The organism is Sediminibacterium sp. FW305-C-269, assembly GCF_058231045.1.
In genome coordinates, this window is the sequence record NZ_JBIQXQ010000003.1 from 779,227 (window position 1) to 799,094 (window position 19,868).

A 19,868-nucleotide genomic window follows, 5' to 3' on the forward strand; every position below is an offset into this window, starting at 1 on the left:
AAAATACCATTTATGCCACTCTCTTCCGCATCATCCAACCCACGCCGCCGTTTCTTACAGCAGTCGGCTTTTGCCACCATGGGTATACTTATTAGCCGGAGCACTTTCGGCAACAGCCTGTCTGCCATTATCACACCGGGCAGTATTCAAGGTGTTCAGGTAGGCGTGATCACCTATTCATTCCGCAGTTTACCGGGCAGTGCTGAACAGATCCTGAAATATTGCCAGGATGCAGGTATCACTGATATTGAGCTGATGGGCGATGCAATCGAAGACTATGCAGGCAAACCTGCCAATCCCGTAAAATTTCCTCCCAGGGTTCCCGGGCAGCCGATGAAACTGAGTGATGAACAGAAAGCACAACTGGCAGCTTACCAGCAGCAGGTTGCTGAATGGCGGGCTTCTGTACCGATGAACAAGTTTAAAGAGATCCGCAAAATGTACCAGAAAGGGGGTGTCAGCATTTACGCTTTTAAACCCAACGCACTCAACAGCAACAATACCGATGCGGAGATCACCTATGCTTTACGTGCAGCTAAAGCGCTGGGAGCAAGATCTGTTACCGTAGAACTGCCTGCCGATCCGGCACATTCCAAAAGACTGGGCGAACTGGCGGCAAAAGAAAAAGTGTATATCGGCTATCATGCCCATACACAGGCCACTGATACCGCGTGGGATGAAGCCCTGGCGCAATCTCCTTACAATTCCATGAACCTGGATTGCGGACACTATATCGCCGCAGGCGGAAACAATACCAAAGAAAGCCTGCTGAAGCTGATCGAAGACAAACACGACCGTATCACCAGCATGCACCTCAAAGACAGGAAGACCAAAACAAACGGGGGAGCCAATGTGGCCTGGGGTAATGGAGATACCCCTATACGCGAAATCCTGAATCTGCTGAAGGATAAAAAATACAAGATCCCGGTCACCATCGAACTGGAATACGATATACCTGCCGGCTCCGATGCCATAAAAGAAACCGCGATCTGTTTGGCCTATGCCAGGAAAATGCTGGAAAGCTGATCCTAACGCTTACCTGGCCAATCCAATAACAACTTACACAATAGATTATCATACCTAAAGAATACGCCCCGGGGAACCGGGGCGTCTATTGTACTACAACCATTACTCACACCTTAGTGTGACTGTACCACTTGCTTTAATAACCTAAACTTCATTTATAAGAAGCGCTATGAAATAACCCTATCGATATAATTCTGTAAAAGTGGTCGGATATCTGGATCAGTACGATATACCAAAAGTACTCTGCCCCGGAAGGGCAAAAAATGACCGTAAGCAGTTCCCGGAATGATTTATATCATAAAAAACTACAGGAATATGTAGTAAACTCTCTAAAACAGCCCGTATTGAAATTTGACGGATTCACCCCGGCTACTGACTGAAACACCCCTATCCTTTTCTCACTTTATCTGTATTTTCATTCCAGCCAAAAAAGCACTTTATGAAACGATTGGAAAGCAGGATTCAACCTGCAGATAGTACATATGCAAGAACAGCCTGTTGGCAGAATATTTGTAAAAACTAACAAAATCCAATAATCATGCAAAAGATCACTCCTTTTCTCTGGTATGATGGGAAAGCTGAAGAAGCCATGCATTTTTACCTGAGTATATTTAAGAATGGTAAGGTCATCAATGTCAACCGGATGGGCGATGATGGGCCTGTCATGTCGGTAAGCTTCGAACTGGAGGGACAACCGTTCCATGCACTGAATGGTGGCCCCATGTTCTCATTCACCCCTGCCATTTCTTTTTTTGTGAATTGTAACACACAACAGGAAGTAGATGAACTCTGGGAAAAACTATCCGAAGGCGGCAGCCAGGAAAGATGCGGCTGGCTGAAAGACAAATATGGTCTGTCCTGGCAGATCATCCCTTCGATTCTTGGCGAATTGCTGTCCGGCAAGGAACCTGAAAAATCTGACCGGGCCATGCAGGCCATGCTTAAGATGAACAAAATCATCATTGCAGACCTGTTAAACGCCTGATACGAACCAGCTGCCATGTTACAGAATATTAATTATCTTTTGTTTTCCAAATGATAAAAGAATAAAATGTGATGAAAACCTGATAAAGCTTACCTGCAAACCTTACAAAAATCATTTTTTGTTGGTTGTACGCGAAAGAAATTTGCATTATTAAAATCTCACAAGTATGTTTTCCTATTCAACAGCAGAACAAGCGTTAAGTATTATCAAGAGTAATGACAGGGTTTTTGTCCACGGCAGCGCCTGTACACCCCTTTTCCTGATGCGGAAACTGGCAGAGCAGGCGCCGCGGCTTACAGATGTGGAACTGGTATTCATTACGGTATTGGGCGATATTGAAGTACAGAAGCCCCAATACCAAAGCAGTTTCCACATCAATTGCATGTTTGTTTCTGCTCCTATCCGCGAAGCGGTCAATGATGGCAGGGCGGATTATATCCCGGTATTCCTCAGCGATATTCCTGATCTGTTCAATAAGAGGATCCTCACCATCGATGTGGCACTGGTACAGGTATCTCCTCCGGATGCGCATGGATATTGCTCTCTCGGAACCTCGGTGGATATTGCCCGTTCTGCAGTGAATATGGCCAAACATGTAATTGCACAGATCAACCCTAAAATTCCACGGACACATGGCGACGGATTGATCCATATGTCCCGTTTTACCCATACCGTATACCACGAAGAAGACCTTCCCGAAGTAAATTATGGCGCCAATACCAGCGATAATGAAGTGGCCATCGGTAAACATATAGCCAGCATGATCGAAGATGGAAGTACCCTGCAGATGGGTATCGGTACCATTCCGGATGCCGTACTCAAATCACTCACAGGCCACAAAGATATCGGCATCCACACCGAAATGTTAAGTGATGGAGTGATAGACCTCTTTGAATCTGGTGTGATCAATAACCGAAAGAAAAAAATCCACCCCAACAAAGCAGTAACCGGTTTTGCCGCCGGCACCCGCCGTTTGTATGATTATGTGGATGATAACCCGGCTATCAATTTCCTGGATATCGATTACGTGAACAACCCACACGTGATCCGCCGTAACCCTAATGTGGTGGCTATTAACAGCGCCATTGAAGTGGACCTTACCGGCCAGGTCTGTTCAGACAGCATTGGCTCAATACAATACAGCGGTATTGGCGGACAGATGGACTTCATGCGCGGTGCGGCACTCAGTGAAGGAGGAAAACCCATCATTGCCCTGACCAGCAGAACACATAAAGGGGTGCCCCGTATTGTGCCGCATCTCAAAGATTTTGCCGGTGTGGTTACTACTCGCGGACATATTCACTATGTGGTGACCGAATATGGCATCGCCTATCTCTATGGCAAAAACCTACGCCAGCGGGCCAAGGCACTGATCGATATCGCCCACCCCGATGACAGGGAGGAACTGACCAGGGCCTGTTACGAACGTTTCAAAATATTCTGGTAACCATTACACAATTATAGAAAGAGGGCAGATGATTTTACCATCTGCCCTCTTTCTTATCATACCCGGGTAACAGAGCTATCCCTACATGTATTTTTTCTGAAGGTTATACAATACACTCTTGTCGATATCATTGAGCTGTCGGGTGGTATCCTGCAGGAAATGCCTTTTAAAGGAGCGGATAGCAGCAGTGGTATCCTTCACATCGTACCCTACAATGCGTAATGCCTGTATGGGATTAAAACCTGCGGGCACTTCTTCCCTGTTTTCATCGAACCACAAACCAAAGCCCTTTTCTGACAGTTTCTTCCAGGGGAAACGGAAATTCGGATCATTCTTACGGGTCGGGGCTATATCGCCATGACCGATAAAATTGGCCGTTGGAATATTATAGTCCTTTTTCAACCTGGCCAACACACTCAGCAGGCTGTTCAGCTGCAGGCTATCAAAGGGCTCAAATCCATTATTATCCAATTCAATTCCGATGGAAGAGGAATTGATATCGATCAGGTTACCCCACCGGCTCACACCGGCATGCTGGGCACGCAGGTAATCGTTCAGCATATGATGTACGGTTCCATCTTTACAGATCACATAATGCGCACTCACAGCTGTCCTGGTAAGCGTAAAGGTTTTCAGGGTCTGCTCACAGGAATTCTGTGCGGTATGGTGTATGATGACGAAATTGGGCTTCCTGATCCCGAAATTGGTGGTACCCACCCAATACGGCGGCTGCTGGATCGTATCGTTTACAGGATTTACCGGCTGTAGCAGTAACTGTTTGGCAAAAGCTTTGGTCTGTTTCCTGTATACTTTATTGGTGGCACTATAAGGTTTGGGACTACAGGCACCAATGACCAGCATCAGGAATAATACTACGGGGAAAAATAAGCGTTTCTGGTTCATATCGGGGATTGATTTAGTCGACCCGGCTGTTAGTAGCAGGTGGCCGTAAATTTTGCCTAAAGATATTACTCAGCCTAACATCTAAATCAAAAACAGCCTCCTATCTTTGAAAGAAAGACTACTACCATGTCGCTACATCTTGGCAGAAACGAATTCGGAAATCCGGCTAACAAAGGAAATGTATTGACCCGCGACGAAGCCCTGCAATTGTTTCATAGTTGGGTATTGAATCCCAAACTGCAGGTTCATATGCTACAAGTGGGGCACTTGATGAAATGCTGGGCCGCCGAAAAAGAAAACCTGGATGAAAGCGGACAATGGAAATGGGAAATGGCAGGTTTGCTGCACGATGCCGACTGGGATCAGTGGCCTGACCTGCATTGCAAAAAGATCATTGAAGAACTGGAACAAAGGAATATCGACCCTGAGATCATCCGGGCCATCGCATCGCACGGGCATCTTCATTTTGGGGTGGAGCCTGTCAGCCAGATGGATAAGATGTTATATGCATTCGATGAACTGTCGGGACTGATACATGCTTACTCCCTGATGCGCCCCGGTGGCTACGAAGGCATGGATGTGAAAGGCGTGAAGAAAAGGCTCAAGGAAAAATCATTCGCAGCCAATGTTTCCCGTGATGACATCCAGGATGCCTGTGAGCGGGCGGGCATACCATTGGACGATCTGATCGCTTTCATCATACCCAGGCAGGCAACGGTCATTTCAGCAAGCTAAATACGGAACATGGAAAACAATCCCGACTTTCTATCTGCCTCCTACTGGAATGAGCGGTATGACCGGCAACAGACAGGTTGGGACATCGGTTATGCATCCACACCACTCAAAGAATATATCGATCAGCTGACCGACAAACATATCCGCATACTGATACCCGGAGCAGGGAACGCTTATGAAGCCCGTTACCTGTGCGATAAAGGTTTTACCAATATCACTGTACTTGATATATCTTCAGTTGTCATCAACCGGTTACAGGTACAGCTGCGTGAAAAATACCCCGCTATCAAACTAGTCACAGGTGATTTCTTTGACCATTCCGGCACTTACGACCTGATACTGGAACAGACTTTTTTCTGCGCACTGGATCCTGCGCTACGTCAACAATATGTGGCCAATATGCATTCGCTGCTCTCAGGCAACGGCAAACTGGTTGGCCTGCTCTTCAACAGGGATTTTGAAAAATCCCCACCCTTTGGCGGAAATACCGGGGAGTACAGGCAACTGTTCTCTTCCGTCTTTCGTATGGTAAGGCTGGAGCCATGTTACAATTCCATTCCGGAACGCGCCGGCAATGAATTGTTCCTCATGGCTCAAAAATGAAAACACGTTTGTGATTCATTTCATTTATCAACCTTAATATCCTAACAATGGAAAGAAGAGAATTCCTTGGAAACCTTACCGGGCCCGTATTTGTGGCCTGCGCAGCCTGTATGGGCGCTTGCAGCAAAGGCGGAACCAGCACCAGCAACAACCCAGGAGGGGTAAACCCACCAGCCAATGCCAACATTACGGTCAACCTTGCTACCAGTCTTTTATCAGTAGGCTCTTCTGTGGTGCAGGACGGGGTCATCATTGTAAGACTGGCTTCATCCAATGTTCCGGCTTCCTTTACTGCGGTGCAGGTAGCCTGTACACATGAGGGGACTTCCATCAATTTCAATTCGGCATCCAATCAGTTCGTATGCCCCAACCATGGAAGTACGTTCAACACTTCAGGTGCCGTAGTACTGGGACCCGCGGCCAAAGCTTTGAAACAATATACCATTTCCATTACGGGAGACACGCTCACTGTTACCGGATAAACTGTTCCTGACCTGGTACCGGCAGGAATCGCTTGTACTTATACAAGTGGTTCCTGCTGGCTCAGACAATGGAAACTTCCCAGTCCCCAGATGATATCGGTAGAATCAATACCCACCACCTGTCTTTCAGGAAAACAGCCGGCAATGATCTGCAGGGCTTTCTCATCCCTGGCACAGTTAAATACGGGTACGATGACGTGTTTGTTACTGATATAAAAATTAGCGTAAGAAGCCGGTAAACGCTGGTCTTCATAGATCACCGCATCCGGCATGGGAAGTTCAATAATATTCAGCTGTTTGCCATTCAACAAACGCATCTGTTGCAATTGCTTCAAGTTCGTCTGCAGCAATTCGTGGTTCTCATCATGTACATTCTCTTCCACTACGGTGATCACGGTATCTTCATTCACAAAACGAACCGTATCATCAATATGTCCGTCGGTGTCGTCACCTATAATCCCTTCAGTTACCCATAACACCTGTTCAACCCCATAATACTGATACAGGTATTCCTCAATCTGCTGCTGGTTCAGATGCGGGTTACGGTTCTCATTCAGTAAACAGGCAGTTGAGGTAAGCAGGGTTCCCTTACCGTTAAACTCTACAGAGCCCCCTTCCATGACAATTCCTGGATGGTATACCGGTATGTCAAAATGTTTACCGATCAGCGTCGGGATCACATCGTCCAGATCATAGGGAGGATATTTATTACCCCAGGCATTATACCCCCAGTCCACGATCACTTTTTTGATGACTGCATCAGGATTCACCAGGAAGGCAGGCCCATGATCGCGGCACCAGGCATCATTGGTCGGATGTGCAAAGAATTCCACCTGCGTAAGATCCACGCCGGCTTTCTGCAGATGTGCGGTTGCGGCCGCCTGCATGGCAGCATCCGCTATATTGATCCTTACTTTTTCGCTTTCGGCCAGGTATTTCACGAACAGGCTGTAATTGGGATAGATCGTTTCGATCTTACCGGGCCAGCTGGCTTCCTTATGCGGCCAGCTTAACCAGGTTGCTTCATGTGGTGCAAATTCTGCGGGAAAATAATAACCTGACTCTTTGGGTGTTTTCATGCTGTTGTTTTTCGCTGGATCCCTCTGTTACACGGTGATCAGTCTTCGTCAATGAATCTTTTGGTAATGGGCTGGTATGAATCGATCCTCCTGTCGCGCATAAACGGCCAGTGTGTCCTGTAACGGTCTGTCTTTGCCGTATCGATCTCCACCACCGTCACTTCTTCTTCCTCATGCGACGCCTTGTACAATAAGGTTCCAAATGGATTGCTCACAAAGGAGCCTCCCCAGAATTTCATGGCGCCATCCTGTTCAAAACCTACCCGGTTCACGCTCACCACATGCACGCCATTGGCCACGGCATGACTTCTCTGTATGGTCTGCCAGGCATTGTACTGTTCGGTATTGGTGGCTTCGTCCTGTGAAGTGGCCCAGCCGATAGCGGTTGGATAAAAAAGGATCTCCGCTCCCATCAACGAAGTGATACGCGCCGCTTCAGGATACCACTGGTCCCAGCAGATGAGAACTCCCAGGGTAGCATAACGGGTCTTGAACACTTTATAACCGAGATCACCGGGTGTGAAATAAAACTTCTCATAATAAGCCGGATCATCGGGAATATGCATTTTGCGGTACTTACCAAGATAACTGCCATCCGCATCGATCACGGCTGTGGTATTGTGATAGATCCCTTGTGTCCTTTTCTCAAACAGGGAAGCGATGATGACCACATTCAGTTCTTTGGCCAAAGCCCCCAGCGTATCGGTGGTGGCTCCGGGGATTGTTTCTGCCAGTTTAAAATTTTCATAGTCTTCCACATCGCAGAAATACAGGGAAGTAAACAGCTCCTGCAGACAAACGATCTGCGCACCTTTGGCGGTGGCTTCGCGTATTTTGTGTATGGCTTTGTCCAGGTTGGCTTTCGGATCGGCCGAACAACTCATCTGTATCAGGCCTGTTTTTACAATTGACATATTACGAGGTTGGGTTGATAATGGGTTCTGGATACTGGATACTGGATGCTGGATACTGGATGCTGGATTTCAGGGTTTAAGTGATTTGCTGGATGAAGGCATCAAAACTTTTGATGCCGGGTGTTTTTTCTGTGTAATAACCTTCTGCATATCCCACTCCTATTCTTTTACCCATCATCAATGCCCTGGCTTTTACGGTTTCAAGGAATTGGGAAGAAGAAATATAGGTTTGTGGTTCATTCAGATCCGGGTTAAAGAACTGTGTACTGTATGCCAGCACGGCTTCCATTTTTTTATCCATAAAACCAGTGATATCTACTACAAATGACGGGGCTATGAAACGGTCCTGTATGTAATGGAAAACATAGGCGGGTTTCCAGATTTCCTGCAGTTGTCCTTCTGAAAAGGTTTCGATCTTGCGCAACCCGGACAGGAATGCGGCATCGGCAACCAGTTTGGCGCTTTTTCCATGATCGGGGTGCCTGTCCTCAAAAGCATTGGCCAGGATCACGGAAGGCTGGTATTTGCGGATCATTTCGATCACTTTCCGCAGGTTGGTCTCATCATTCTGAAAAAAGCCGTCTGCCATACCCAGGTTCTCGCGCACCTGTATACCCATAATTTCGGCTGCTCTTGCGGCTTCTTCCTTACGGGTTGCTGCGGTACCGCGGGTACCCAGTTCGCCACGGGTCAGGTCTACCACCCCTACTTTTTTGCCTTCTGCCATCGCCGCCAGCAAAGTGCCGGAGCAGCCCAGTTCCACATCATCCGGGTGAACGCCAAATGCTAATATGTCAAGTTTCATGGTCATTTTTTTCGTTGGCAAAGGTAATGTTTGCTACGGTTCTATCAATGGCAAAGCCGGAACGTCGGGTTCCGGCTTTTCTGCTGATCAACCGCCAGTAACTTCTGTTAATAATGATAGGTTACGGTTTCCTGTAACTGTTGTCCGCCACTGTTATAGGTCATTTTCTTCGTCAATGGGTTCATAAAATCATTATAGGTGTAAGTGAAATTGAACTCAGTAGGCTCTCCGGTTCTCTCATCTACGCTGATCATTTTCCGCGCATTCCTGCTGCTCAGCACTACCTGCGAGAGGTACAGGAAATTACCAATGCTTTCCTCAGGATTAATATGGGCGTCGTAATCCAGAAAGGTCCTGGAATATTCTTTCACCAGGGCCTGTGCCTGCGCATCCCAGTTGTACACAGTCTCTTTCAGCAGATTGCCCTCGGCATAATAAGTGAACTCCCTCCGGGTCATCAGTTGGTGCCCCGGTACGGAAATGCCCGGACGGTAATGTTCTTCCACTTCAGCCAGTTTCCCGTTGTTCCACACATAGGTCCTGTAATCTTCCTTGGAGCCGCCCACATAATGTAAAACAGCCACCAGCTCCCCGTTGATATACCTATAGTCGTAATATTCCCCATTGTTATCGGTGATCCGGGTCACTTTTTTAGCCGCATCATAGTCGAAGGTATAGACCTCATCATAAGGAAAGGGTTGAACGTTATGCGACACGATTTTGCGGATGGTTCCATCCGTATGATAATATATGGAATCATACCCGCCGTTACCATAGGCCAGTTTGGAGAGTTTTCCCACTACCGGAACGGGATTCTGTGGTTGATTGGTCGATTTACGGCAGGATAACACAGTAAATACCAGCAAAAGACAGGTGCATGCAGCAAGGTATTTATTCATGGTATTTTGATTTCTTTCAATAATGAAATCAAAAATATTGGCACCTGCCCCGCAAGTCTATCGCATATTTGTGTGGTTGATGACGGACGGCAAAAAAAGAACCCAACGTGTGTAACGTTGGGTTCCCTGATATGATAAAGAAAGTGATTAGGCTTTCTTGGCGTAACGTTTGTTGAACTTGTCGATACGTCCTGCTGTATCCACCAGTACATTCTTTCCTGTGTAGAAAGGGTGAGAGGTATTGGAGATCTCCAGTTTGATCAGTGGATACTCATTACCATCTTCCCATTGGATGGTTTCTTTGGTGGCGGCTGTAGAGCGGCAAAGGAAAGTGTGTCCATTACTCATGTCCTTGAACACAACAAAACGATAATTTTCCGGATGGATACCTTGTTTCATAATTTCTTTTTTAGGTGGCACGGATTTGGCCGTGCGATTATTTTAGGATTGCAAAGGTAAGATTTTCTGTACTCTCAACCAAATAAATCAAATTGTAAATAATATAATAAACTCATTATCAATAAGTTACTAATTTTTCATATTCACAAACTGCAGCGGAATACCGAAATTGGCAGCACGGCATTCGGCAATCACAGCCTGCAGGTCATCGATCTTTTTGGCGGTGACCCGTACAATATCGTCCATGATAGCGGCCTGCACCTTAAAGCCTTTGTCCTTGATCATCTTTACGATCTTCTTGGCATCTTCCTGTTTGAGGCCGTTCCTCACCCCCACTTCCTTTTTGATTACTTTACCACTTGGATAAGCATCCTTGCTGAAATCGAATGCACCGGCATCAATGCCTTGTTTCATTGCGCGACTGATCAGCACATCGATCAGTTGTTTCATTTTCATGTCACTTTCCACTTCCAGTAAGATCTGGTATTCTTTTTTGTTCAGCTCTACGGTTACCGGAGAACCCCGGAAATCGAAACGGGTACTGATCTCTTTTTTTACGGTATTCACCGCATTATCCAGTAACTGGATATCTACTTCGCTGGCAATATCAAAAGATGGCATAAGCAGGGATTTTTACAAAGGTATATATCCGGGGGGAATATTGAATAATGAACAAGGGATGTTGAATGATGAGTACCCTATGGACTGGCTGGGGACGAACCGGGCGTAGATAATGGCAGTTAACGGCAACCTTCAGGAGCCGCCGTAAAAAAGGCCCCGATAGACATCGGGGCCGGATCTATATAATGCACATGAGAAAAAAGAATTGTATACGCCAAAGTTGCTTCCTCAAAACCAATTGAACGAGAGATATGGTATGAGTGGTGTTAAACAAATGTCAATGGCAACAGCCGCTTGCTGTAACAACGGCTGTTGCTCATTTTCGCGTTATTGGTTTTCTGCTCCTTTTACACGACTGGCTTCTTCGCTGGCACCACCCCTCTTGCGCTGCACATTACCCACTTTACCTTTACTGAAACGGTAGGTGAATGAGAGGTTGACAAAACGGGAATCATTGCGCTGCTGAAACTGTGCATCGATATTTCCGAATTTGCTACCTCCGCTGGCACGCTGTGTCCAGAAGATATCACGGATATTCAGTCGCAGTGATCCTTTGTTCTTCATCACCTGTTTGCTGACACCCAGGTTCACACCGCCAAGGCCATTGATGCCCATCACGCCATCCACGGCAGCCGTACGATAGAACCCGCTGGCTTCCAGTCCCCAGCCCTGGTTCAGTTTGAACTGCTCCATTACATTGAACATGGCGGTCGTGGTTCCGAAAGTATTCATCTCACCGTTTACGATACCGCTGAAACGGTTGTTATACACATTGGCATAGATATTAGAGGTCCACCATTTTTTGATCGATACCATGGCATTCACAGACAGGCCGAACTGGCGCTGGGTAGCGATATTGGACTGTTTGAGTGCGGTTTCGTTCTGTCCTGCATTCTGTTCCATCACCTGCTGCATGATATCCGTGGTCTTGGTATAGTTCAGGGTAGTGGTCAGGAAATTGTTGAACGTGTGCGACAATTCGATATTATGGCTGAACTGCGGCCGCAGGTTGGGGTTACCCTGTTCGTAAGTGTACTTATCCAGGAAGTATACGAACGGATTCAGGCTCTGGTAGTCGGGGCGACCAATCCTTTTTCCGTACTTCAGCACGAAAGAGTTTTTCTGGTCGGGCTGGTATTGCAGGTACAAAGTGGGGAACAGCTGTACATAGTCCCTGATAAAGTTCACGCCGGTGGTCAATTGTTGACCATCAGAGTGGGTATGCTCCAGGCGGAGGCCTAACTGGGCGGTCAGTTTTTTGCTCAACGGGCGGCTGTAGTTGACATACGCGGCGTTGATGTTCTCACTGTATACAAAATGGTTGCTGCGGTTCAGATCCCTGACAGTTGAGCCATTGATCACACTGTCGTAGATAGCGTTGGCATCTGTACGGATGAAACTGGATTTAACACCGGCCTCAAAACGCGCACCCTCTTTCAAAGGTTTCAGGAAATCCAGTTTTGCACTGTAGATGGTGATATCCTGCGGTAACCTACCCAATAAGGAATCCGGTTTTGAACCTGGTAATGGCGCACCACCTGCATTGTAATAGGCATTGAACAGGTTGGTATTATTGGTAGAGTTGTAATTGATATAATCCAGGTCGGCAGTAAGCTCTGCTCCTGCAGTATCCAGCAGCTGGCGTAGGTTTAGATTGGTACTGAAATTCTTCCAGTCCTGGCTGTTCTCAGAAAGACCCACGGTCTGGCTCTGCAACACATTGTTCGGATCGGAAATATTGATCAGTCCTTTACTCCTGAACTGCTGGTCGCTTACGCCACCATTGAGTACAATACCCACCGTGGTCTTCTTCGAAACAAAATAATCCATACCCAGTTTCAGGTTCAACGGCTCGTCCCTGCTGAACAGGTTGTTCTCCTGAGAAAAATGAGATTTCACCACTTTGCTGGCATCCATGAATTTACGCTGGATGAACAGGTCGTTAAAACGTTCCCGGTAAGCATAACTCACGTTGCCGAACAGGTTCACTTTACCGGTACGGTAGTTCATATTGGCACTGGCATTGGTCCTGCCATACACACCCTGGCCGTAACCGGCGGTGATGCTTCCGTTATACCCTACCTGCTTGTTCTTTTTGGTCTTGATATTGATTACACCCGAGTTACCGGCTGCATCATATTTTGCGGGCGGATTGGTCATGATCTCGATCTGGTCCATCTGGGTACTCTGCATGTTGCGCAGCATGTTCGCCAGGTCCTGGCCAGAAAGATAGGTGGGACGGCCATCTACAAATACCTGCACACCTGTTTTTCCTTTTAAACTGATGTTGCCATCCTTATCAACACTGATCCCGGGTGATTTCTCCAGCACTTCCAATGCGGTGCTGCCGGTATTGGTAACCGAAGCTTCCACATTCACAACGGTACGGTCGATCTTTTGCTCCACCAGGGGTTTCTGTGAAACCACGGTCACAGCAGTCAGGTTACCTGCAGCCTGTTTCAACTCAACTGTGTTCAGCGAATATTGTGGCTTTTCGGCACTGATCTCGAAACTATTACTGTAGTACCTGGTATATCCCAGCGCCTGTACAGACACCAGGTATTTACCTGCTCTAACGTTTTCGATCTCAAAGACACCGTTCTTGTCGGAAACAGACAGTTTCGCCACAGAGGAATCTTTTGCCCTTAACAGGCTGATGGAGGCGGATTCAACGGCTTTCTGAGCGGAATACACAGATCCGTTCACTTTACCTGCCAGGGTGTTTTGGGCATGGCCAACAAAGGAGAAACCGACGATCCCCAGAGCTGTCAGCATGGTTAGCATTTTTTTCATAAGATTGTTTTATTCGTGTTGATTTAGTTCCAGTTGTTACTGATTACAGGCCAAAACTATGTACTATGCAATGCATAGTACATAGTTTTGTATTTAACGGTAATTAGGCAGGATAAGTGGTAACCGGAACTGGGAACTGAAAAAAATTAAATAAATACAACTTATAAAACAGTATGATAATCAAATAAAAAAGGGAAAATCGATGATTTTCCCTTTTTTAACACGCATCAATAGCGCCGGTAAGACGCTCTTGAATAAAGTATTATTTTGTATTATATGTGTCAGGCAACCTCAAAACCAACCTGGTAAAAGTTGTTGACAGCCCCCAAAGGGTTTAGTTGAATGTAGAAATTACGCGTAAACTCGAGATAGGCCTTGAACTCATGCAGGGCTACCGAAAACTCATCGAAAAGGATCACATCCCCTTTCCGGAGCATGGGGTACAATTGTGACAGGGTATAGATAGTGGCAGAATACAGATCGGCGTCCAGCAGTATCACTTTACGGGCAGGGGATGACAGGAGAGCACGATTTTCATGGATAAAACCCGTCAGCGTATCCTGGAAAAGTCCTTTTACAAAAGTTCCCCGCGCATCGGTCTGCTCCGGCATGGAGAATTTCATGGAGCCCTTGTCGTAGAAACTTCCCCATTTTTCCGGTAGTCCTTCAAAAGTATCGAAACCGAAGAACCGGGAATCAGGGTGCTGGTTGTGTTGCTGCCACCACCGGAAGGATTCACCTGAAGCCACACCATATTCGAGGTAGATCAGCGGTTCATCTGCTTTTGCATTACGTTTCTGCACAAACTCATATAACTGGTATCGTTTGTTATAATCGCGGACAGGCGTGTAATAGTCATTGAAGGCAAATTCCTGCTTGTGTTTGCGGATCCAGCTTACCAGCTTATTAAAATAGGCAATGAACAGGAATGCCCTGGTAAAAGGTTTGAACAAAAATGTAACGGGAACAAAAAGAAGAAAATCTTTACAGAACTTGACAAGTTGCTTCATGTTGGAACGTTTATACAGCCGCTATGGGGGAGCAGTTACCCTTCAGTTGATTTTTTGGAGAACCATTTTTCAGAACGAACCATCACCACCATCCCGGCAATCACCAGCACAAGAGAGATCAGCTCTGCCTGTGTTGGCTGGAAAGGCAGCTGTTCATATTTGGTGTTGACACGGATCTTTTCAATGAAGAAACGTTCCAGTCCATTCAAAACAAGGTATAACCCGAAGATGCGTCCGGGTACTTTGATACGTTTACGCAGTATCCACAATACAGCAAACAGGATCAGACAGGTAATGATCTCGTACAATGCCGTTGGATAGACAGGAGCAGGTAATTGGTTACAGTAGGGACCTACGCAACCCGGAATAGGTACACCCTCTCCCACCACATTGTGCGGATAGGTATAGGCCCACATCCAGTCAGGCAGCCAGCTGAAGGGTTTGGGGTTCAGATTTACAATACCCCAGTCGCCATCGCCACTGACCTGGCAGCCGATACGACCCAGTCCATACGCCAGCATCATGGTTGGCGCCATGGCATCACAGAGATGTACCACGCTAATATTTTTCTTACGCGCATACAGAATGATGGCAATACCTGCACAGATCAATCCGCCATAGAACGTGAGTCCGCTGAAAGAGATCAACGATCCTACGGGATCGGCCACAAAATCATTCCAGTTCTCCAGGTTATGAAAAATCTTGGCACCCAGGAAACCGAATGCGGCTGCGTAGATCACGATATCTCCTACCCTGTCCTGCGGCCAGATTCGTATCGTTCTTTTTTCAGGTTTGGCTAATTTCTGCTTGTTCTTCTCCCACCATTTCATTCCGGCAAATAACAAACCAACCAGCAGCCCCACGGGTAAACTTCCTTTTGCGGATAAGATAAATGCCTGTGGGTCACCGAGAGCATCGGGTATGGTGAAGGCGCCGATGATCTTGTAACCAAAAATGAATCCTACCAGGAAATTGATCAGTAATTCAGATACACTGGCAGGTGCACCGATGATCAGGGTCTCTTCCGTATGCAAGAAAAGGCCCTGCTGTTGTTTTCTTCTTAATTCAAGCGTAAGCACCCAGGCACAGATGATGAAAGAGAGCGCCACAAAAAAACCGAATGAGTTCACCAACTTCAGGCCGGACAACTCTATGCCAAAAAGATCTTTGAATGCGTAGTATAAATTGGGATACATGTAGGATCAGGTCTTAATAAATCGTTAGTGTATTAACGCTGCAATGTTACTCAGAAATAATGATACTGTTGTGACGGTAATGCGTGCAGTGTATAAAAGATCCCTAAAAAAGTAAGGCCCCACTTTTTGTGGAGCCCATACTTACTAACCCATCTATAACAAAACTAAGTCAAAATTAATTACAGTACTCATCAAACACAGAAATTAAATGCTGGGCCAATACCTGTGCCGGGCGACCCTCGATCTGGTGTCTTTCCACCATACTTACCAGCTGACCATCCTTGAACAGGGCAATGGCAGGTGATGAAGGCGGATAAGGCAGTAAATGGGTCCTTACCTGGTTAACTGCTTCGGTATCAAATCCCGCAAAACTGGTAGTCAAACGGTCCGGACGCTTCGTTGCGTTCTGTACCGCCATCACCACACCTGGCCTGCAACTACCTGCTGCACAACCACATACAGAATTTATCACCACCAAAGTGGTGCCTTTTTCGGCCAGGGTCTTATCTACCTCACTGGCTGAAACCATCTCTTCAAAGCCATTGTCGGTCAACTCGGCTTTCATCGGTAAAACTATCTCTGCTGGATACATATTTTTCTTCTTTTATTGATAACACAAAGTTACAACAAAAGTTGAAACACCGAGAAGCTTGTTAAATAGCCATTATGTCATGTTCTAATTCAATAAAGCGACATTGTGTCTTTTTCGGATGATCAAAAATGTCAAAAAGTAAGCAGAGTACTGTAAAAAAGCAGCTGGTATAGCATTTGGACAACCCTATATACAAACTTATTTATCAACGTATAAAACGAATAGCCATGACACTCGTAAAACAACAAAAACCGGTTTATTTCGGCAACCTGTTTGATGATTTCTTCAATCAGTTTCCCAACAGTTGGGGAAAAGATGTACAGACCCTCAGTTCAGTACCCGTGAACATTCATGAGACCAAAGAAGGGTATCATATTGAAATGAATGCACCTGGCCGGAATAAAGAAGATTTCCAGATCAACCTGGAAGATGGTTTGCTCACCATCAGTTTCGAGAAAAAAGAAGAAACAGAGAAAAAAGAGTACAAGACAATCCGCAAGGAATTCAGCTACCAGAGCTTTACCAGAAGCTTCAGTGTAGATGACAAGATCGATACCGCAGGCATACAGGCGAAATACGAAAACGGTGTTTTAAAACTGTACCTGCCTAAAAAAGAAGAGATCATTGCCACACCCAAACAGATCTCTATCCAGTAATCAGATCGCAACATAGTAAACATACTGTTTCACAAGCAGTTGGTTTTGGTTTACGCCCCGGGTTTCCACTCAGGGCTTTTTTTTAGGAAAAACAGGACCTGAGTGGTAATATTTCTCCCGAAACAGCTACCTATGCAAAAACGGTAGCATGAAGTTTTTCTCTGGCTGTTTGCTGGCTCTCTTGCTGGCACCTGCACTATATGCTCAACAAACCTCCTCTCTTTTGTGGAAGGTCAGTGGCAATGGCCTGCAACAACCCTCCTATCTGTTCGGTACTTTCCATATTCTTTGCAAAGCCGATTTCTCCATTTCTGCCGAACTGGAAAATACATTGAAGACCTGCAAGAGCTTTTACAGTGAGATCAAAATGGACGAACCGGGCCTGCAGCTGCAATTGATGTCAAAAATGACTTTGACCGGAAAGAACATTCCGCAACTGGTGGGCGATACCACGTATAACAGGATCAGTCCGAAGTTCCAGTCCATCACCGGCATGCCCATGGCCATGCTGAACCCATTCAAACCCTTTTTACACATGAGCCTGTTGGCCCAGAAAGCCATTGTCTGTTCCGACCAGGTACAACCCGAAACGGAGCTGATGAAACTGGCGCAACAAAACCATATGAATATACTGGGCCTTGAAACCATCAACGACCAGATAGAAGCGATCGACAAGGAGCCCCTGGACTCACAACTGCACTCGCTGGTAAAAATGTTGCAGAATTTCGACAGTGTGCAACAGGCTATGTCGAAACTGGTTGCTGTATACAAGGTACGCGATGTCGATTCGATCTACCGGTACATGAAGGAGACCGGCATGGATGAAAATTTCACAACTGATATAATCACCAAAAGAAATGAGAAATGGATACCCCTGATGCAGCAGGCCATGTTGGGCCAACCTTGCTTTTTTGCGGTAGGCGCCGGACACCTGGGAGGTGCAGAAGGAGTGATCAGTTTATTACGGAAACGGGGTTACCGGCTAACCCCTCTAAAGTTTTAATTTAGCCGGATGCCCGACGAAAAGGAATTCATTGCATTATTGAACCAGCACCAGAAGATCGTATACAAAGTGTGCAACCTGTATATGGATCAGCATGCCGACCGGGAAGATCTTTTCCAGGAGATCACTTTGCAGGCATGGAAGGCATATGGGAATTTCCGGGGCGATGCCAAGTTCTCTACCTGGCTGTACCGGGTGGCACTGAATACAGCCATCACATTCTTCCGAAAGGAAAAAAGACAACCGGATATCTACGCAACAGACCAGGTGCCGGACAAGCACGACAATACCCACGATCCGATTGAAGAACAGGTAAAAGCCATGTATGCCGCTATTGGCAACCTGTCGAAGATTGACAAGGCAATCATTATGTTATACCTGGAAGATTATGATTACAGGGAGATCGGTGAAATGATGGGTATCACGGCGAACCATGTAGCTGTGAAGATGAATCGCATCAAAACCCGGCTGAAGGAAGAAACACAAAAAAATGAAGCGAATTATAATTATTAGACAAGATGGAATTAGATGAACTGAAATCGCTGATCAACCAGAAACTGACCACCGCGCATGCGGGAAGGTCGGGGGATGATATTGCTCAGATGCTTACACGTAAGACTGTTTCAGTCATCGACAAACTGAAACGCAGTCTCTGGATAGAGATCATCTGTTGTACCGGGGCCATTTTGCTGTTTGCCTATTTCGGTTTTGCAGGAGGTAATCATGCCAACCATATCTATTTTTCTGTTTTTGCAGTGGCAACGGCCATATTCCTGGCCATTGTTGTCTACCTGCTTAAAAGAACACAGCAGCTGAGCGCTACCGCCCTCCCGGTGAAAAGCAACCTGCAAACGATCGTGACTATTATCGAAGCGTTCATGAAACGGTATTTCCAATTCACCATGGGGTTGATTCCGGCTTGTTTTGTTTTCGCAATTTTACTGATCTACTATGAGCATGGATCGATACCTGATGCCAGCACCATCTTCAACACTTATTTCAAATCCAACTGGCAGATGGTGCTGTTCCTCACCGTGTACCTGACCATCCTCACTGTAGGTATCTATTATTTTACCAGGTGGTACCTCAGAAGATTATACGGACGTTATGTGGAGCAATTAAAACAATGTATCCTGGAACTGGAAGAGCAGGACTGATCATTCTTTACAACCCTGTTTTCTCCGTGTATCGATCAGGTACTGTATTTTCCAGGCACCGTTCTGCCGTACCAGCTGAAAAGAATTCACACCACAGTGACAAAATTTTCCGTTATAATAAAAGTTATAAGGAGTCCAGGCAATGGCCAGCGGTCCATCTACTTTCACTACCTCAAAAGAGATCCTTTCATCGGCAGCCATTTTGGGCATGGAACCCACCACCGTTGCAAAATCAGCCGGTTTCTCGTTCCGGATAACGGCCTCCCCTTCTTTGTTCCGGGCGATGGTCTGCATGATGGCGCTGTCAGCAAAACAGGACATAACTGCTTTTCCACCTGCGTTCCGCATGGCGCTGAAAAGGTTCTCGATCGTGGTCTTTACAGAATCTTCCGCAGACTGGGCATGAGCGGTCTGCATACCCGCCACAAACAGGAAAACAAGTAACAGGAATTTATGCATAAACGGATTTTGCTTAAAAATAAGGCGATTTCCGGCATCGCTTATTTTATTTTGGATGAATGGGCTTTCCGGATCTTTGATCCGATAGTGAAAAACAGAATATC

The 19,868-nt window shown here is 46.3% G+C and carries 22 protein-coding genes; 10 read left to right on the top strand and 12 right to left on the bottom strand.

The genetic code is table 11. The features are described 5' to 3' along the window. Window positions 1-12 precede the first annotated feature (12 nt). From ACH3Y6_RS13380 to ACH3Y6_RS13390, 3 genes are all read left to right on the top strand, one after another. Window positions 13-1,026: a sugar phosphate isomerase/epimerase family protein gene (locus tag ACH3Y6_RS13380; RefSeq protein ID WP_490836120.1), complete on the top strand. Its 1,014-nt coding sequence runs from the start codon at window positions 13-15 to the stop codon at window positions 1,024-1,026. A 538-nt stretch (window positions 1,027-1,564) separates the two neighbouring features. Next, window positions 1,565-2,011 carry a VOC family protein gene (locus ACH3Y6_RS13385; RefSeq protein WP_490836121.1) on the top strand — a complete coding sequence of 149 codons (447 nt, stop codon included), beginning with the start codon at window positions 1,565-1,567 and terminating at the stop codon, window positions 2,009-2,011. Window positions 2,012-2,177: 166 nt separating this feature from the next. Then, on the top strand, window positions 2,178-3,458 hold the full coding sequence (locus ACH3Y6_RS13390) for an acetyl-CoA hydrolase/transferase family protein (RefSeq protein WP_490836122.1): 1,281 nt from the start codon (window positions 2,178-2,180) through the stop codon (window positions 3,456-3,458). Window positions 3,459-3,539: 81 nt separating this feature from the next. Here ACH3Y6_RS13390 and ACH3Y6_RS13395 read toward each other — a convergent pair whose 3' ends face one another. Further along, window positions 3,540-4,361, bottom strand: a complete 822-nt coding sequence (locus tag ACH3Y6_RS13395; RefSeq protein ID WP_490836123.1) for an N-acetylmuramoyl-L-alanine amidase — start codon at window positions 4,359-4,361, stop codon at window positions 3,540-3,542. Between the two features lie 126 nt (window positions 4,362-4,487). On the opposite strand from ACH3Y6_RS13395, the gene ACH3Y6_RS13400 reads away from it, so the two are divergent. Genes ACH3Y6_RS13400 through ACH3Y6_RS13410 form a run of 3 tightly spaced genes read left to right on the top strand, consistent with a single transcriptional unit; the run spans window position 4,488 to window position 6,181 of the window. Continuing rightward, window positions 4,488-5,096, top strand: coding sequence for an HD domain-containing protein (locus ACH3Y6_RS13400; RefSeq protein ID WP_490836124.1), 609 nt, complete (start codon window positions 4,488-4,490; stop codon window positions 5,094-5,096). A 9-nt stretch (window positions 5,097-5,105) separates the two neighbouring features. Further along, window positions 5,106-5,699: a methyltransferase gene (locus tag ACH3Y6_RS13405; RefSeq protein ID WP_490836125.1), complete on the top strand. Its 594-nt coding sequence runs from the start codon at window positions 5,106-5,108 to the stop codon at window positions 5,697-5,699. Window positions 5,700-5,746: 47 nt separating this feature from the next. After that, window positions 5,747-6,181, top strand: a complete 435-nt coding sequence (locus tag ACH3Y6_RS13410) for a QcrA and Rieske domain-containing protein (protein WP_490836126.1) — start codon at window positions 5,747-5,749, stop codon at window positions 6,179-6,181. Window positions 6,182-6,219: 38 nt separating this feature from the next. Here the strand turns inward: ACH3Y6_RS13410 and ACH3Y6_RS13415 are convergent, their stop codons facing one another. From ACH3Y6_RS13415 to ACH3Y6_RS13460, 10 genes are all read right to left on the bottom strand, one after another. Continuing rightward, window positions 6,220-7,260, bottom strand: coding sequence for an agmatine deiminase family protein (locus ACH3Y6_RS13415; RefSeq protein ID WP_490836127.1), 1,041 nt, complete (start codon window positions 7,258-7,260; stop codon window positions 6,220-6,222). Between the two features lie 38 nt (window positions 7,261-7,298). Beyond that, on the bottom strand, window positions 7,299-8,174 hold the full coding sequence (locus ACH3Y6_RS13420) for a carbon-nitrogen hydrolase (protein ID WP_490836128.1): 876 nt from the start codon (window positions 8,172-8,174) through the stop codon (window positions 7,299-7,301). A gap of 76 nt (window positions 8,175-8,250) precedes the next feature. Beyond that, window positions 8,251-8,979: a bacillithiol biosynthesis deacetylase BshB1 gene (gene bshB1 / locus ACH3Y6_RS13425; RefSeq protein ID WP_490836129.1), complete on the bottom strand. Its 729-nt coding sequence runs from the start codon at window positions 8,977-8,979 to the stop codon at window positions 8,251-8,253. Window positions 8,980-9,086: 107 nt separating this feature from the next. After that, window positions 9,087-9,878, bottom strand: a complete 792-nt coding sequence (locus ACH3Y6_RS13430) for a toxin-antitoxin system YwqK family antitoxin (protein ID WP_490836130.1) — start codon at window positions 9,876-9,878, stop codon at window positions 9,087-9,089. A 147-nt stretch (window positions 9,879-10,025) separates the two neighbouring features. Beyond that, window positions 10,026-10,277, bottom strand: a complete 252-nt coding sequence (locus tag ACH3Y6_RS13435; RefSeq protein WP_490836131.1) for a type B 50S ribosomal protein L31 — start codon at window positions 10,275-10,277, stop codon at window positions 10,026-10,028. Window positions 10,278-10,406: 129 nt separating this feature from the next. Beyond that, window positions 10,407-10,898, bottom strand: a complete 492-nt coding sequence (locus ACH3Y6_RS13440) for a YajQ family cyclic di-GMP-binding protein (protein ID WP_490836132.1) — start codon at window positions 10,896-10,898, stop codon at window positions 10,407-10,409. A gap of 327 nt (window positions 10,899-11,225) precedes the next feature. Continuing rightward, window positions 11,226-13,691 (bottom strand): TonB-dependent receptor domain-containing protein, encoded by a 2,466-nt coding sequence (locus ACH3Y6_RS13445; RefSeq protein WP_490836133.1) that lies wholly within the window; start codon window positions 13,689-13,691, stop codon window positions 11,226-11,228. Window positions 13,692-13,972: 281 nt separating this feature from the next. Then, complete coding sequence (locus ACH3Y6_RS13450) at window positions 13,973-14,701, bottom strand: TylF/MycF/NovP-related O-methyltransferase (protein WP_490836134.1); 729 nt, start codon at window positions 14,699-14,701, stop codon at window positions 13,973-13,975. Window positions 14,702-14,736: 35 nt separating this feature from the next. Then, a complete protein-coding gene (locus ACH3Y6_RS13455; RefSeq protein ID WP_490836135.1) occupies window positions 14,737-15,897 on the bottom strand; it encodes a prolipoprotein diacylglyceryl transferase in 1,161 nt (386 codons plus the stop codon). Between the two features lie 175 nt (window positions 15,898-16,072). Next, entirely contained in the window at window positions 16,073-16,489 is a 417-nt protein-coding gene (locus tag ACH3Y6_RS13460) for a BrxA/BrxB family bacilliredoxin (RefSeq protein ID WP_490836136.1), read from the bottom strand. A 227-nt stretch (window positions 16,490-16,716) separates the two neighbouring features. Here ACH3Y6_RS13460 and ACH3Y6_RS13465 point away from each other — a divergent pair, with 227 nt between their 5' ends. The 4 genes from ACH3Y6_RS13465 to ACH3Y6_RS13480 all read left to right on the top strand — a co-directional run bounded on the left by ACH3Y6_RS13465 (window position 16,717) and on the right by ACH3Y6_RS13480 (window position 19,305). Beyond that, window positions 16,717-17,145: an Hsp20/alpha crystallin family protein gene (locus tag ACH3Y6_RS13465; protein ID WP_490836137.1), complete on the top strand. Its 429-nt coding sequence runs from the start codon at window positions 16,717-16,719 to the stop codon at window positions 17,143-17,145. 148 nt (window positions 17,146-17,293) lie between these two features. Continuing rightward, window positions 17,294-18,148 carry a TraB/GumN family protein gene (locus ACH3Y6_RS13470; protein WP_490836138.1) on the top strand — a complete coding sequence of 285 codons (855 nt, stop codon included), beginning with the start codon at window positions 17,294-17,296 and terminating at the stop codon, window positions 18,146-18,148. Between the two features lie 9 nt (window positions 18,149-18,157). Next, a complete protein-coding gene (locus ACH3Y6_RS13475) occupies window positions 18,158-18,661 on the top strand; it encodes an RNA polymerase sigma factor (protein ID WP_490836139.1) in 504 nt (167 codons plus the stop codon). A gap of 5 nt (window positions 18,662-18,666) precedes the next feature. After that, window positions 18,667-19,305 carry a DUF8845 family protein gene (locus ACH3Y6_RS13480; RefSeq protein ID WP_490836140.1) on the top strand — a complete coding sequence of 213 codons (639 nt, stop codon included), beginning with the start codon at window positions 18,667-18,669 and terminating at the stop codon, window positions 19,303-19,305. On the opposite strand, the gene ACH3Y6_RS13485 is transcribed toward ACH3Y6_RS13480, so the two are convergent. After that, window positions 19,306-19,764, bottom strand: coding sequence for a hypothetical protein (locus ACH3Y6_RS13485; RefSeq protein ID WP_490836141.1), 459 nt, complete (start codon window positions 19,762-19,764; stop codon window positions 19,306-19,308). It lies immediately after the preceding gene. Window positions 19,765-19,868 lie beyond the last annotated feature (104 nt).

Excerpts from the sequence above, each read along its gene's own strand:
- ACH3Y6_RS13410 (WP_490836126.1), top strand. The coding sequence starts at position 5,747 with ATGGAAAGAAGAGAATTCCTTGGAAACCTTACCGGGCCCGTATTTGTG.
- ACH3Y6_RS13445 (WP_490836133.1), bottom strand. The coding sequence starts at position 13,691 with ATGAAAAAAATGCTAACCATGCTGACAGCTCTGGGGATCGTCGGTTTC.
- ACH3Y6_RS13395 (WP_490836123.1), bottom strand. The coding sequence starts at position 4,361 with ATGAACCAGAAACGCTTATTTTTCCCCGTAGTATTATTCCTGATGCTG.
- ACH3Y6_RS13480 (WP_490836140.1), top strand. The coding sequence starts at position 18,667 with ATGGAATTAGATGAACTGAAATCGCTGATCAACCAGAAACTGACCACC.
- ACH3Y6_RS13485 (WP_490836141.1), bottom strand. The coding sequence starts at position 19,764 with ATGCATAAATTCCTGTTACTTGTTTTCCTGTTTGTGGCGGGTATGCAG.
- ACH3Y6_RS13460 (WP_490836136.1), bottom strand. The coding sequence starts at position 16,489 with ATGTATCCAGCAGAGATAGTTTTACCGATGAAAGCCGAGTTGACCGAC.
- ACH3Y6_RS13405 (WP_490836125.1), top strand. The coding sequence starts at position 5,106 with ATGGAAAACAATCCCGACTTTCTATCTGCCTCCTACTGGAATGAGCGG.
- ACH3Y6_RS13430 (WP_490836130.1), bottom strand. The coding sequence starts at position 9,878 with ATGAATAAATACCTTGCTGCATGCACCTGTCTTTTGCTGGTATTTACT.
- ACH3Y6_RS13440 (WP_490836132.1), bottom strand. The coding sequence starts at position 10,898 with ATGCCATCTTTTGATATTGCCAGCGAAGTAGATATCCAGTTACTGGAT.
- ACH3Y6_RS13415 (WP_490836127.1), bottom strand. The coding sequence starts at position 7,260 with ATGAAAACACCCAAAGAGTCAGGTTATTATTTTCCCGCAGAATTTGCA.
- ACH3Y6_RS13400 (WP_490836124.1), top strand. The coding sequence starts at position 4,488 with ATGTCGCTACATCTTGGCAGAAACGAATTCGGAAATCCGGCTAACAAA.
- ACH3Y6_RS13470 (WP_490836138.1), top strand. The coding sequence starts at position 17,294 with ATGAAGTTTTTCTCTGGCTGTTTGCTGGCTCTCTTGCTGGCACCTGCA.
- ACH3Y6_RS13455 (WP_490836135.1), bottom strand. The coding sequence starts at position 15,897 with ATGTATCCCAATTTATACTACGCATTCAAAGATCTTTTTGGCATAGAG.
- ACH3Y6_RS13450 (WP_490836134.1), bottom strand. The coding sequence starts at position 14,701 with ATGAAGCAACTTGTCAAGTTCTGTAAAGATTTTCTTCTTTTTGTTCCC.
- ACH3Y6_RS13390 (WP_490836122.1), top strand. The coding sequence starts at position 2,178 with ATGTTTTCCTATTCAACAGCAGAACAAGCGTTAAGTATTATCAAGAGT.
- ACH3Y6_RS13385 (WP_490836121.1), top strand. The coding sequence starts at position 1,565 with ATGCAAAAGATCACTCCTTTTCTCTGGTATGATGGGAAAGCTGAAGAA.
- ACH3Y6_RS13475 (WP_490836139.1), top strand. The coding sequence starts at position 18,158 with ATGCCCGACGAAAAGGAATTCATTGCATTATTGAACCAGCACCAGAAG.
- ACH3Y6_RS13380 (WP_490836120.1), top strand. The coding sequence starts at position 13 with ATGCCACTCTCTTCCGCATCATCCAACCCACGCCGCCGTTTCTTACAG.
- bshB1 (WP_490836129.1), bottom strand. The coding sequence starts at position 8,979 with ATGAAACTTGACATATTAGCATTTGGCGTTCACCCGGATGATGTGGAA.
- ACH3Y6_RS13420 (WP_490836128.1), bottom strand. The coding sequence starts at position 8,174 with ATGTCAATTGTAAAAACAGGCCTGATACAGATGAGTTGTTCGGCCGAT.
- ACH3Y6_RS13435 (WP_490836131.1), bottom strand. The coding sequence starts at position 10,277 with ATGAAACAAGGTATCCATCCGGAAAATTATCGTTTTGTTGTGTTCAAG.
- ACH3Y6_RS13465 (WP_490836137.1), top strand. The coding sequence starts at position 16,717 with ATGACACTCGTAAAACAACAAAAACCGGTTTATTTCGGCAACCTGTTT.